General features: G+C 59.2%; 15 protein-coding genes. 11 read left to right on the forward strand and 4 right to left on the reverse strand.

The window, feature by feature from the left end; all coding sequences use genetic code 11:
* Positions 1-76 precede the first annotated feature (76 nt).
* The 10 genes from PMI18_RS11075 to PMI18_RS11030 all read left to right on the forward strand — a co-directional run bounded on the left by PMI18_RS11075 (position 77) and on the right by PMI18_RS11030 (position 8,977).
* Positions 77-1,198: a Re/Si-specific NAD(P)(+) transhydrogenase subunit alpha gene (locus PMI18_RS11075; protein ID WP_007902742.1), complete on the forward strand. Its 1,122-nt coding sequence runs from the start codon at positions 77-79 to the stop codon at positions 1,196-1,198.
* A 15-nt stretch (positions 1,199-1,213) separates the two neighbouring features.
* Entirely contained in the window at positions 1,214-1,537 is a 324-nt protein-coding gene (locus PMI18_RS11070; protein ID WP_007902743.1) for an NAD(P) transhydrogenase subunit alpha, read from the forward strand.
* On the forward strand, positions 1,537-2,988 hold the full coding sequence (locus tag PMI18_RS11065) for an NAD(P)(+) transhydrogenase (Re/Si-specific) subunit beta (RefSeq protein WP_007902744.1): 1,452 nt from the start codon (positions 1,537-1,539) through the stop codon (positions 2,986-2,988). The genes PMI18_RS11070 and PMI18_RS11065 overlap by 1 nt, the downstream gene beginning before the upstream one ends.
* A 189-nt stretch (positions 2,989-3,177) precedes the next feature.
* The gene (locus PMI18_RS11060) at positions 3,178-4,671 is read left to right on the forward strand and encodes an acetyl-CoA hydrolase/transferase family protein (protein ID WP_007902745.1); all 1,494 of its coding nucleotides are present in this window, start codon (positions 3,178-3,180) and stop codon (positions 4,669-4,671) included.
* Between the two features lie 319 nt (positions 4,672-4,990).
* Complete coding sequence (locus PMI18_RS11055; RefSeq protein ID WP_007902752.1) at positions 4,991-5,206, forward strand: DUF1127 domain-containing protein; 216 nt, start codon at positions 4,991-4,993, stop codon at positions 5,204-5,206.
* A 260-nt stretch (positions 5,207-5,466) separates the two neighbouring features.
* A complete protein-coding gene (locus tag PMI18_RS11050; protein WP_007902754.1) occupies positions 5,467-5,676 on the forward strand; it encodes a DUF1127 domain-containing protein in 210 nt (69 codons plus the stop codon).
* A gap of 136 nt (positions 5,677-5,812) precedes the next feature.
* On the forward strand, positions 5,813-6,130 hold the full coding sequence (locus PMI18_RS11045; protein ID WP_007902756.1) for a DUF2388 domain-containing protein: 318 nt from the start codon (positions 5,813-5,815) through the stop codon (positions 6,128-6,130).
* 222 nt (positions 6,131-6,352) lie between these two features.
* Positions 6,353-6,670 carry a DUF2388 domain-containing protein gene (locus PMI18_RS11040; protein WP_007902758.1) on the forward strand — a complete coding sequence of 106 codons (318 nt, stop codon included), beginning with the start codon at positions 6,353-6,355 and terminating at the stop codon, positions 6,668-6,670.
* A gap of 28 nt (positions 6,671-6,698) precedes the next feature.
* Entirely contained in the window at positions 6,699-7,019 is a 321-nt protein-coding gene (locus tag PMI18_RS11035; RefSeq protein ID WP_007902760.1) for a DUF2388 domain-containing protein, read from the forward strand.
* Entirely contained in the window at positions 7,016-8,977 is a 1,962-nt protein-coding gene (locus PMI18_RS11030) for a DUF7844 domain-containing protein (protein WP_007902761.1), read from the forward strand. Before PMI18_RS11035 ends, PMI18_RS11030 begins: the two co-directional genes overlap by 4 nt.
* A 170-nt stretch (positions 8,978-9,147) precedes the next feature.
* Here the strand turns inward: PMI18_RS11030 and PMI18_RS11025 are convergent, their stop codons facing one another.
* From PMI18_RS11025 to trpB, 3 genes are all read right to left on the reverse strand, one after another.
* Positions 9,148-9,603, reverse strand: coding sequence for an anti-virulence regulator CigR family protein (locus tag PMI18_RS11025; protein WP_007902763.1), 456 nt, complete (start codon positions 9,601-9,603; stop codon positions 9,148-9,150).
* 120 nt (positions 9,604-9,723) lie between these two features.
* Positions 9,724-10,536 carry a tryptophan synthase subunit alpha gene (trpA, locus tag PMI18_RS11020; RefSeq protein ID WP_007902765.1) on the reverse strand — a complete coding sequence of 271 codons (813 nt, stop codon included), beginning with the start codon at positions 10,534-10,536 and terminating at the stop codon, positions 9,724-9,726.
* Positions 10,536-11,771, reverse strand: a complete 1,236-nt coding sequence (trpB, locus tag PMI18_RS11015) for a tryptophan synthase subunit beta (protein ID WP_007902766.1) — start codon at positions 11,769-11,771, stop codon at positions 10,536-10,538. Before trpB ends, trpA begins: the two co-directional genes overlap by 1 nt.
* Positions 11,772-11,883: 112 nt before the next feature.
* On the opposite strand from trpB, the gene PMI18_RS11010 reads away from it, so the two are divergent.
* Positions 11,884-12,777 carry a LysR family transcriptional regulator gene (locus PMI18_RS11010; RefSeq protein ID WP_007902769.1) on the forward strand — a complete coding sequence of 298 codons (894 nt, stop codon included), beginning with the start codon at positions 11,884-11,886 and terminating at the stop codon, positions 12,775-12,777.
* Here the strand turns inward: PMI18_RS11010 and PMI18_RS11005 are convergent.
* Positions 12,774-13,100 carry a DUF883 family protein gene (locus tag PMI18_RS11005; protein ID WP_007902771.1) on the reverse strand — a complete coding sequence of 109 codons (327 nt, stop codon included), beginning with the start codon at positions 13,098-13,100 and terminating at the stop codon, positions 12,774-12,776. The genes PMI18_RS11010 and PMI18_RS11005 overlap by 4 nt on opposite strands.
* Positions 13,101-13,191 lie beyond the last annotated feature (91 nt).

Raw genomic sequence — 13,191 nt, forward strand, 5'->3', positions numbered from 1 at the left:
CGTGCTGATCGGCCGCCCCAGCCGCACCATCCGAAGTGCCTGGGTTTACTCAATAAGATCACGCAGGAGATTTGACGTGCACATTGGTGTTCCTCTCGAAACCCAGACGGGTGAAACACGGGTTGCTGCAACCCCGGAAACCATCAAGAAGCTGATCGGCCAGGGTCATAAAGTCACTGTGCAAAGCGGCGCCGGCATTAATGCCAGCGTTGTCGACAGTGCTTATGAAGCGGCAGGCGCAACCATTGGCAGCGCCAATGATGCATTTGGCGCCGAGCTGATTCTCAAGGTGGTCGCCCCCAGCGACAGCGAACTGACGCTGATAAAAAGCGGCACCGTTGTGGTGGGCATGCTCAATCCGTTCAGCAATGAAACCATTGCCAAGATGGCTGAGTGCGGCATTACCGCTTTCGCACTGGAGGCCGCGCCGCGCACCTCCCGCGCTCAGAGCCTGGATGTGTTGTCCTCTCAGGCGAACATCGCCGGCTATAAGGCCGTGTTGCTGGCTGCTCACTACTATCCACGCTTCATGCCGATGCTGATGACCGCTGCGGGCACCGTGAAAGCGGCGCGCGTGCTGATTCTTGGCGCTGGCGTAGCCGGTTTGCAGGCGATTGCCACGGCGAAACGTCTGGGTGCCGTCATCGAAGCGTCCGACGTGCGTCCTGCCGTGAAGGAGCAGATCGAATCCCTGGGTGCGAAATTCGTCGATGTGCCGTACGAAACCGATGAAGAGCGCGAATGCGCCGTCGGTGTCGGCGGTTACGCACGCCCCATGCCGGCCAGCTGGATGCAGCGCCAGGCCCTGGCCGTGCACGAACGCGCCAAGCAGGCTGACATCGTCATTACTACTGCACTGATCCCGGGCCGCAAGGCGCCGACGCTGTTGAGCGCGGAAACCGTGGCGCAGATGAAGCCAGGCTCCGTGGTCATCGACCTCGCGGCAGCCCAGGGCGGTAACTGCCCGCTGACCGTGGCTGATCAGGTGGTCGTCGAGAATGGCGTGACCATTTGCGGCCCGACCAATCTGGCCGGCGCCGTCGCGGCCGATGCTTCGGCGCTGTACGCGCGCAACCTGCTGGACTTCCTGAAGCTGGTCTTCAACAAAGAAGGCCAGTTTGAAGTGAACCTCGAAGACGACATCGTCGCCGCGTGCCTGATGTGCCGCGACGGCCAAGTCATCCGCAAAAACGCCTAAGCAGGGATTCAGACGATGGAAGAGCTTATCTCCCCCGGTATCTACAACCTGATCATCTTCGTGCTGGCGATTTATGTCGGTTATCACGTGGTCTGGAACGTTACACCCGCACTGCACACGCCATTGATGGCAGTGACCAACGCCATTTCAGCGATTGTGATCGTCGGCGCCATGCTGGCGGCCGCTTTAACCGTGACGCCACTGGGCAAGACCATGGGCACCCTCGCCGTGGCTCTGGCGGCAGTGAACGTGTTCGGTGGTTTCCTGGTAACGCGTCGCATGCTTGAGATGTTCAAGAAAAAAGCCCCGAAAGCCGTAAAAGAAGAGGCGCCCCAGTAATGAGCATGAATCTGGTAACGACGCTCTACCTGATCGCGTCGATCTGCTTCATCCAGGCCCTCAAAGGCCTGTCGCACCCCACCACGTCGCGGCGCGGCAATGTCTACGGCATGCTCGGCATGGCGTTGGCGATCCTCACTACCGTGGGCCTGATCTATAAGCTGGGCGCGCTCTCTTTTGAGCAAGGCAGTGCTACTGCCGGCATCGGTTACGTCATCGTCGGTCTGCTGGTCGGCGGCACTGCTGGCTCGATCATGGCCAAACGCGTTGAAATGACCAAGATGCCGGAACTGGTCGCCTTCATGCACAGCATGATCGGTATGGCCGCAGTGTTCATCGCTATCGCGGCGGTGGTCGAGCCGCAGTCTCTGGGCATCGTCAAACAGCTGGGTGATTCGATTCCGGCGGGCAACCGTCTGGAGCTGTTCCTCGGCGCGGCCATCGGTGCAATCACCTTCTCCGGTTCGGTGATTGCGTTCGGCAAGCTCTCGGGCAAGTACAAGTTCCGCCTGTTTCAAGGCGCACCGGTACAATTCAACGGTCAGCACAAGCTGAACCTGCTGTTGGGTCTGGCGACGCTGGCACTGGGCGTTACCTTCATGCTGACCGGCAATCTAAGCGCATTTGCTCTGATGCTGGCCCTGGCCTTCGTGATGGGCGTGCTGATCATCATCCCGATCGGCGGCGCAGACATGCCCGTCGTGGTGTCGATGCTCAACAGTTACTCCGGCTGGGCCGCAGCGGGTATCGGCTTCTCGCTGAACAACTCGATGCTGATTATTGCTGGCTCGCTGGTCGGTTCGTCCGGTGCGATCCTCTCGTACATCATGTGCAAGGCGATGAACCGCTCCTTCTTCAACGTGCTGCTCGGCGGTTTCGGCAACACAGCAGATGCCGCTGGCCCGGCAGGCTCGAAAGAAGCGCGCCCGGTGAAATCCGGTTCGGCTGACGATGCCACCTTCCTGCTGACCAACGCCGACACCGTGATCATCGTTCCGGGCTATGGCCTGGCGGTGGCTCGCGCGCAGCACGCATTGAAAGAGCTGACCGAGAAGCTGACTCACCGCGGCGTAACCGTGAAGTACGCGATCCACCCGGTTGCGGGCCGGATGCCTGGCCACATGAACGTACTGCTGGCCGAGGCCGAAGTGCCTTACGACCAGGTGTTCGAGATGGAAGACATCAACTCCGAGTTCGGTCAGGCCGACGTGGTGTTGGTACTCGGTGCCAACGACGTGGTGAACCCGGCAGCCAAGAACGATCCGAAATCGCCGATTGCCGGCATGCCGATTCTGGAAGCGTTCAAAGCCAAGACCATCATCGTCAACAAGCGCTCGATGGCCAGCGGCTATGCCGGCCTGGACAACGAACTGTTCTACCTGGACAAGACCATGATGGTTTTCGGGGACGCCAAGAAGGTCATCGAAGACATGGTCAAAGCCGTCGAGTAACACTCTTCGGCAATCTGAAACGCCCCGACTCGTCGGGGCGTTTTTGTTTGTGGCTGTTACCGATCCTGTAACGGTGTTTTGTCTGAAAGGCCCAGAATAGACAGCCCGAATGCGACCTTGGTAGCGGGACGGACACTGATCAAATTCACTAGACTGCGCACCTTGCTTCCGTTGCCCGAGATAACAATCATGTACCGTGACCGTATTCGCTTGCCTTCATTGTTGGACAAGGTGATGAGCGCCGCCGACGCTGCCGCTCTGATTCAGGACGGCATGACCGTCGGCATGAGCGGATTTACCCGAGCCGGCGAAGCCAAGGCCGTGCCTCATGCCCTGGCCGAGCGCGCAAAGGTCACGCCGCTGAAAATCACCCTGATGACCGGTGCCAGCCTGGGCAACGACCTCGACAAACAACTGACTGAAGCCGGCGTACTGTCGCGACGCATGCCGTTCCAGGTGGACAGCACCCTGCGCAAGGCGATCAATGCCGGCGAAGTCATGTTCATCGATCAGCACCTGTCGGAAACCGTAGAGCTACTGCGTAACCAACAACTCAAGCTACCGGACATCGCGGTGATCGAAGCCGTGGCAATCACCGAGCAGGGCCATATCGTGCCGACCACCTCGGTAGGCAACTCGGCCAGCTTCGCGATTTTCGCCAAACACGTGATCGTCGAGATCAACCTGGCTCACAACCCGAATCTCGAAGGCCTGCACGACATCTATATCCCGACCTACCGGCCGACCCGCACGCCTATTCCGCTGGTGAAGGTCGACGACCGCATCGGCAGCACCGCCATCCCGATACCGCCAGAAAAAATCGTCGCAATCGTGATCACCAACCAGTCCGACTCGCCGTCCACTGTCTTGCCGCCGGACAGCGACACACAGGCCATCGCTGACCACCTGATCGATTTCTTCAAACAAGAAGTGGCTGCCGGTCGCATGACCAACAAGCTCGGCCCGTTGCAAGCCGGTATCGGCACTATCGCCAATTCGGTGATGTGCGGCTTGATCGACTCGCCGTTTGAAGACCTGACCATGTACTCCGAAGTGCTGCAGGATTCGACTTTCGACCTGATCGACGCCGGCAAGCTGAGCTTTGCTTCCGGCAGTTCGATCACCCTGTCGAGCCGGCGCAATGCCGATGTGTTCGGGAATCTGGAGCACTATAAGGACAAGCTGGTGCTGCGCCCTCAGGAAATCTCGAACCATCCCGAAGTGGTGCGACGCCTGGGCATCATTGGCATCAACACTGCGCTGGAGTTCGACCTGTACGGCAACGTCAATTCCACCCACGTCTGCGGCACGCGGATGATGAATGGCATCGGCGGCTCCGGCGATTTCGCGCGCAATGCGCACCTGGCGATCTTTGTCACCAAGTCGATTGCCAAGGGTGGCGCGATTTCCAGCGTGGTCCCGATGGTCAGCCACGTCGACCACACAGAACATGACGTCGACATTCTCGTGACCGAGATAGGCCTGGCCGACCTCCGGGGCCTGGCACCGCGTGAGCGTGCTCGAGTCATCATCGACAACTGCGTTCACCCGGACTATCGACCAGCCTTGAATGACTACTTCACTGCCGCTTGCGCAGTCGGCGGGCATACCCCGCACATCCTGCGTGATGCCCTGAGTTGGCACATAAACCTGGAAGAAACCGGGCGCATGCTGGCGGTGTAATTGATACAGATTGCAGCTGACGCAAACACAGTTTCGTCAGCTCGCGGTGACAACACTCAATACCGTCAAAAACTGTACTGCTGTACCGGTCTTTTCCTACGGTATTTTCCTACCTTTTGCGTTGAACGGAGCAAAAATGCACCGTATTAGTGCAGATAGGTACAGTTGCCTCAATTTCGACCAGTACACTGCCTTTTAACAGTTAACTGGTCTCTCACAATACAGGTGAACTGTATCTACAGAGACTGGCCAAACGAGAGGATCATTGGCATCAGTTAAACCACTACCTAATCCCGCCATAAGCGGAAGGATGTCAACCATGGAACGTACACTCAGTTCCGAACTGTTCTTCGAAGATACTGCTGCAAAAACCCAGGCTTCCATGCCTCTGCGCGTTATCGCCAACCTGATGCTGTGGCAGCGCCGCATCTCCAGCCGCCATCAACTGGCTCGCCTGGATTCGCGTCTGCTGGCTGACGCAGGGATTAGCGAAGCACAACGCTACGAAGAGCTGAGCAAGCCGTTCTGGCGTTAAGTTAGCGTCGCTGGCTCTGATCCTCTGGATCCACCGCCAGCAACCCGAATTGAACAAACAAAACCCGTCGTGGGAAACCACGACGGGTTTTGTCGTTTTGGAGCGTTCACATTGGGCCGTACAGAAGACATAACCCTCAATAGGTACAGTTTATATATTCAACAAATTGAACCAGTACAATTTCATCTGAGTGTGTCTGTGCCCGCAGGCGTAGGGGGGTCACCATTGAATCCCGACAAGTTGGCAAAAGGACCGCGCCCATGAATAACTTACTAAATGCTTCCATCGTCACACCGCAAGCAAAGCCCCGCTTGGCCAGGCTTCGAGGATTGCTGAGAGCGTTCGCCGACAGCCTGGAAAGGGCTCGCACCCGACGGTTACTGGGCCAACTCAATGATCAACAGCTCTCGGATCTGGGCATCAGCCATGCCGACCGCCTCAACGAAGTGGACAAACCGTTCTGGCGCTAGCGTTCTCCATTAACAGACGGGACTGTTCTAACCGAGGTGCACAGGCCTAATATCCAGATAGAACGTGGCGAACGCTTTACGAAAGGCGTCTGATCCTGAGCCACCTCTAAATCGGTCTATCCAAAGGAGCTACCCCATGTCCCGTCTACGTCTGCTCAGCGCTGCCGCCCTGCTTGCCGTTGCTGCCAATTCCCACGCCACCAGCTTTATCGTGACCACCGATTCCATTGTTGGTGGACTGAAGGCGTCCTCTGACGCAACGTCGGATGTCTCGTCGTCCTTTCGCGACGACAAAATCGTTCGTGCTGCTCGTGACGATGCCGCCAGCTTCGTCGCCAGCGAAGGCGCCATTCGTGGTGTGAAACTGGAAAGCGCGCTCGACCACATCCGCCAACAGACTCCACAACTGAATGCGACCGACGCACAGCTGGCCCAGGCCATCCTGACGATCTAAGCGACAGCTCTGAAGCGGGGCACGCCCTAATGCTGATCAGTTAAACGCAATCCATGTCGGAGCGGGTTTGCTCGCGAAGGCGTCAGCACATCCAACATTGATGTCGTCTGACGCACCGCTTTCGCGAGCAAGCCCGCTCCCACAGGTGTCCCCATGTTTCGGCACTGGCTCTAGCCCGGGCATTGCGCTAGCCTTGGGACTCGTTTTCAGCTATCGAGCCTCATGCGTTTTCTTTCAAGTATTTCGATCACTGCGGTTTTTCTTGCGGCTTGCTGGTCGGGTTCGGCCCATGCCTTCGATGCTTTCAACCTGTCTACGCAAGGCACCGTGGCCAGTGGTTATGCCACCAGCATGGTGACCTCCGCGCCCTTCGACCATAAACTGCTGATCGCCGCCCGGGATGACGCTGCCGCGTTCATTGCCAGTGACGGTCAACTGCGAGGATCACAACTGGAGGCCGCGTTGATTTACCTGCGCCGGACCCAGCCAAAACTTCACGCCAGCGACCTTGAACTGGCGCAAGCAATTCTCGTCCAATAGTTATCCCTTGTTCCTCCGGAGTCGTTCCATGCGTAGCCCGCTGATTGCTGCCACCCTTGGCCTGCTGTTGTTGGCCAATGTGGCCCAGGCGCAAACCCTGGTAGCCACCAGTAACATCATCATTCGTGCTTCCGAACGCACGCTTGATTTCACTTCCGACACCACCACGTCCATCCGCGATTCGAAGATCGTCCGTGAAGCCCACGACGATGCAGCCAGTTTCGTCGCCAGCGAGGGTGAAATCCGTGGTGCGCACCTGGAAGCGGCCTTCGACACCTTGCGCACTCGCGTGCCGGAAGCCCGAGACGCCAGTGATCAGGTTCTCGCCGAAGCCATCCTCGCACTGTGAAGTCACTCGGCGCCTGGCTGCTGGCCGGGGTTGTGTTGCTGCTTGGCAACACAGCTCAGGCCAGCCTGCAATTACGGCTCAAGACCGACGGTCTGAGCCCCGCGCAACAGCAGGCCAGTCAGGCGCTGCTCGATGAAGCCATGCAGGCGTTACCACCGCGCTTCATCGAGCAACTGGACCGGCGCATTGACGTCGGCTGGACCTACGACATGCCGAGCGATGCTTACGGCCAGGCGTCACTGGTGTCCGAACTCGATCTGAACCGCAATTTGCTCGCCAGCCTCACCAACGGCAGCGCCGCGACCCAAAAAACGTATCGTCCACACGGTACCGTTCGCCGGGAAATGCTCGCCACGGTGTTGCACGAACTCACCCACATTTATGACCGTGCGCGCCTGTGGCCAGCCGCCGAGCGCACACTGATCCAGCGTTGCACGCAACGTAACAGCAGCTCCGGGCTGATCGGCATCCCCGATCAATGCCGTGGGCAGACGGAGAGACGCTGGACCCTCAGCGATGACCCTCGTCTGCTGGATTTGGCCGGCTGGCCGCAATACGTCGGTCGGCGCGGCGAGCGCGAACAGCACAACCGGCAGATTGCCCGAAGCCCGGACATCTACGAGACGAACAGCCCGAAGGAGTTTGTCGCGGTCAACATGGAGTACTTCCTCCTCGACCCAAGTTACGCCTGCCGTCGCCCTGCGCTGTATCGCTACTACAAAGAACATTTCGGTTGGGCTCCTGCTGCAAAAGATACGTGCGCCCAATCATTTGCCTTTCTCAATGCGGGTAACGACTTCGCCAAGCAGCCTCTGGGTCAGGTCGATCCGGAGCGGGTTTACGCGGTTGACTATCTACTGGCAGAAGCCAACCAGAACTGGGTCAGCCGCTGGGGTCACAGCATGCTGCGACTGGTGATCTGCGCACCGGGTCGGCCTCGCGGGCCGGATTGTCGACTGGATCTGGATCAGCATCTGGTGTTGTCCTACCGCGCCTTCGTCGGTGACTTACAGCTGTCGAGCTGGGATGGGCTGGTGGGTAAATACCCATCGCGCCTGTTTGTCTTGCCGCTGGCCCAGGTGATCGACGAATACACCAAGACCGAACTGCGCAGCCTGGCATCGGTGCCGCTGAACCTGTCGCACAGCGAGGTCGAAGACGTGGTGGAACACGCCGCGGAGATGCACTGGAGTTACGACGGCAACTACTTTTTCCTGTCCAACAACTGCGCGGTAGAAGGCCTGAAATTACTGCGCAGCAGCACCAACAATGCGCAACTGGTCGGCCTCGACAGCATCATGCCCAACGGTTTGCTGGAAGTGCTCAAGGGCCGTGGATTGGCAAACACCAGCGTGCTGGATGATCCCCGCGAAGCACTGCGCCTGGGCTATCGCTTCGACTCCTTCCGCGAGCGTTATCAAGCGATGTTCGAAGTGCTGAAAAAGCATTTGCCGATCAAGCAGGACAAGGTCGAGGACTGGCTGTCCTTGAAAGCTGAGGAACGCCGTAAATGGATTGATCAGGCTGACTTACGCACCAGCGCGGCATTGCTGCTGCTGGAGCAGGCCAGTTTCCGTCAGCAGATGGTGCTGGCCCAGGACGAAGTGAAGCAACGTTATCTGGGCGCTCGGGAATTGAAGAATGGCGGCATGGATAAGGCCAATGCGACCTTGCAGGAGATTCTCGCCAACAGCGGCTTCCTCAGCCGTCCGGCCGAACTGCTCGGCACCGGCGGTTATGGTTTGCCGCAACCGAACGAGTGGACGCGCCTGGAGTCGGAAAGCAACCTGCGCCAGAAGCAACTGCAAGCGCTGACCGGGGATCTCGACAAGGAAGTGAGAGCACTGCTCGAACCGAGTCGAGCCGCCGAGATGGCCGCCAACGAAGCCAACCTGAAGCAGGTTGGCGAACATTTGCGCAAGCTGCACAAGGCTGCGGGTGGGTTGGAGTTGCCCTGAGGTAAAGGATCCCTGAAAGACCAGAGATCCCCCTGTGGCGATAAGAGCTTGCTCCCGTTCGACGGCGAAGCCGGCGCGATAGGTTGCCTGGTCGATCTTGGGGCCGCTCCGCGACCCAGCGGGAGCGAGCTCCCTCGCCACAATGGATCGCCTTCCCGCTTAGGCGTGAATCAATACAAAACCCCATCCAGAATCTCATAAACAATCCCGGTGCCTACGGCGATCAGCACAATATCGCCGCCCGCACGACGCCACTCGTAACCCGGGTAATACGGCAGTCGGCCCAACGCGCGGTTATCCAGACGCTCTCCGTAGTAACCGTGAGGCAACGGCCGGCCACGGACCAGATGAACACCTGGAGGTGGCGGCGCACCGCGTACGAAATAACCATGGTTATCGTGGATAGTCTGACGCACCGGGCCGAAATCCCGTGGTGGACCGCCGCGACGATTGTCCTGCGGGCCACGGTGATCGTCGCCACGATTGTCACCTCGGTTATCGTAATGACCCTGCTGCGGCCCGCCTCGGTCGTTATCGTCGCGCTGATCGGCGCTGGCGTGCAGCAATGGAGTCGCACTGAGCATCAGCACGCCCAGGCTGGCAATCAGACGTTTCGGCATTTTCATCAGGTCTTTCCTCACAGCCATACAGCAAAAAGGGCTTCAGAACGTAGTCCTGAAGCCCTCGGTCTTGCTGTTTAGTCTGTGCTGCGAAGCTCTAATTCCTCTGTATCAGGAACTTTACCTTCAGCTGACCCGCGCTTTACGTACGCCGTCAGACAAGGCCGCGCACAGGCTGAGTACACCCTCCACAGCCTGATCCGGCGTTGAGGCATTGGCGATGTGATCGATCAGTGCCGACCCCACCACCACACCGTCGGCCAGACGCGCGATGGACGCCGCTTGCTCCGGTGTGCGGATACCAAAACCGATGCTGATCGGCAGATCGGTATGGCGACGCAGACGGGTGACGGCTTCTTCGACATGTTCCAGAGTCGCCGCGCCCGCACCGGTCACACCCGCCACCGATACGTAGTAAACAAAGCCGGAACTGCCGTTCAATACAGTCGGCAAGCGCACGTCATCAGTCGTCGGAGTGGTCAGACGGATGAAGTCCAGGCCCGCCGCCTGTGCCGGGTCGCACAGCTCGCCATTATGCTCGGGCGGCATGTCGACCACGATCAGGCCATCGACACCGGCCTCTTTGGCTTCAGCGATGAAACGCGGCACGCCGTACATGTGAATCGGGTTGAAGTAACCCATCAGCACCAGCGGCGTATCGGTATTGCCTTCGCGGAACTCGCGAACCATTTGCAGGGTTTTCGCCAGGTTCTGTTTGGCGCCCAAGGCACGAATGTTGGCCAGTTGAATCGCCGGGCCATCGGCCATCGGATCGGTGAAGGGCATGCCCAACTCGATTACGTCGGCACCCGCTCCCGGCAAGCCTTTGAGGATCGCCAGCGACGTGTCGTAGCTCGGATCGCCAGCGGTCACGAAGGTCACCAGGGCGGCGCGATTCTGTTCCTTGAGTTCGGCAAAACGCGTTTGCAGGCGGCTCATCAGTGTTTCTCCTGCTTGGATTGCTCTTGTTGAGAGTGTTCCATGTGGTGCATCACGGTCTGCATGTCTTTGTCGCCACGGCCGGACAAGTTGACCACCATCAGGTGATCTTTCGGCAGGGTCGGTGCGCGTTTGAACACTTCGGCCAGGGCATGGGCGCTTTCCAGTGCCGGAATTATCCCTTCCAGGCGGCAGCATTTGTGGAATGCGTCGAGGGCTTCATCGTCGGTCACCGAGGTGTACTGGACGCGGCCGATGTCATGTAACCAGGCGTGTTCCGGGCCAATGCCTGGATAGTCGAGGCCGGCAGAGATCGAGTGAGCGTCGATGATCTGGCCATCGTCGTCCTGCAACAGGAACGTACGGTTGCCGTGCAGCACACCCGGTACGCCGCCGTTCAGGCTGGCCGCGTGCTTGCCGGTTTCGATGCCGTAACCGGCGGCTTCGACGCCGATGATCTCAACGCTCTTGTCATCGAGGAACGGGTGGAACAGACCCATGGCGTTGGAACCACCACCGATGCACGCCACCAGACTGTCTGGCAGACGGCCTTCCTGGGCTTGCAACTGCTCGCGGGTTTCCTTGCCGATCACAGCCTGGAAGTCACGAACCATGGCCGGGTACGGGTGCGGGCCGGCCACGGTGCCGATCAGGTAGAAGGTGCTGTCGACGTTGGTCACCCAGTCACGCAGGGCTTCGTTCATTGCATCTTTAAGGGTGCCGGTGCCAGCGACCACCGGGATCACTTCGGCGCCCAGCAGCTTCATGCGAAACACGTTGGCTTGCTGACGTTCGATGTCAGTGGTGCCCATGTAGATCACGCAGTCGAGGCCGAAACGCGCAGCCACGGTGGCGGTCGCCACGCCGTGCATACCAGCGCCGGTCTCGGCAATGATGCGTTTCTTGCCCATGCGCCGCGCCAGCAGAATCTGGCCGATGCAGTTGTTGATCTTGTGCGCGCCAGTGTGGTTCAGCTCTTCGCGCTTGAGGTAAATCTTCGCGCCGCCACAGAACTCAGTCAGACGCTCAGCGAAATACAGTGGGCTTGGACGTCCAACGTAATCTCGCTGGAAGTAGGCCAATTCTTCTTTGAACGCCGGATCTTCCTTGGCCGCTTCGTATTCGCGGGCCAGATCGAGGATCAACGGCATCAGGGTTTCGGCGACGTAACGGCCACCGAACGCGCCGAACAGGCCGTTGGCGTCGGGGCCGTTGCGCAGATTAGTCTGGGTCATGGGTCGCTCCAGTTGTATTCGAGAGGTGACGATGGGGTTCACTCTACCCCTGACATCCCGCACTGAAAACCGATAAGATCGCCACAACCTGTCAGGAAAACTCACAGATCCCATGAGCCACGACCTTCCTCCGCTGAACGCCCTTCGCGCCTTCGAAGCCACTGCCCGCCTGAACAGCGTCAGTCAGGCCGCCGAACAGCTGCACGTCACTCATGGTGCGGTCAGTCGACAACTCAAGGCGCTGGAAGAACACCTCGGTGTGAGTCTGTTCATCAAGGATGGACGCGGCCTGAAACTCACAGATGCCGGTGTCCGTTTGCGCGATGTCAGCGGTGAGGCCTTCGAGCGATTGCGCAGCGTTTGCGCCGAACTGACCCAAAGCACCGCCGATGCGCCGTTCGTGCTCGGCTGTTCGGGCAGCCTGCTGGCGCGCTGGTTCATTCCGCGCTTGGGGCGACTCAATGCGGACCTGCCGGATCTGCGTTTGCACCTGTCGGCTGGCGAAGGCGATCTCGATCCACGACGACCCGGCCTGGATGCTCTGTTGGTATTTGCTGAGCCGCCATGGCCGGCGGACATGCAGGTCTACGAATTGGCCAGCGAACGCATCGGCCCGGTCATGAGCCCACGATTCGTCGGCTGCGAAAGGCTGCAGAATGCACCGGCTCACGCGCTGCTGACCGAACCCTTGCTGCACACCACCTCACGCCCGCAAGCCTGGCCGAGTTGGGCACAGCAAAGCGGCCTCGACGGCAAGGCGCTGAAGTATGGTCAGGGTTTCGAGCATTTGTATTATTTGCTGGAGGCAGCAGTCGCCGGGCTGGGCGTGGCCATCGCGCCCGAGCCGCTGGTGGCCGAAGACTTGAAGGCCGGTCGCCTGGTTGCGCCATGGGGCTTCTGTGAAACCCCGGCGCAACTGGCGTTGTGGCTACCCAAGCGCGCCGCGGACGGGCGCGCTCGGCAGCTGGCGCAGTGGCTTAAAAACGAACTGCGCCAGGCATCTTAATTACCGCGTTTGCACAGCAGATAGGCCGCCAGAAGACCCAGCGCACCGACTGCGACACCGGCTGTAGTCCAAGGGTGTTCCTGGGCGTAGTCACGTGTCGCGATCCCGGTTTCACGGGTTTTGACCTTGACCTCTTCATAGGCATCGGAGAGCAGATGACGCGAATGCTTCAGCGCGTTTTCGGCGTTGATTTTCAGCGTTTTAAGGGTTTTACGCGACTCGTCCGAGGCGTCGTCCTTCAGGCTTTCCAACGATTTCAGCAGACTCTCGATCTCGGCTTCCATGCTTTGCAATGAGGCTTTACGTAACGAGGTGTTGGCCATGGTGAATCTCCTGCATTGTTTGAGTTGCGTGTGTTGGTTGGGACTTCAGGGGTTCGAGAAAGTGCAGTAAATCTGAACTTCCATCCGGATT

This window comes from Pseudomonas sp. GM102, from assembly GCF_000282555.1.
GTDB lineage: Bacteria > Pseudomonadota > Gammaproteobacteria > Pseudomonadales > Pseudomonadaceae > Aquipseudomonas.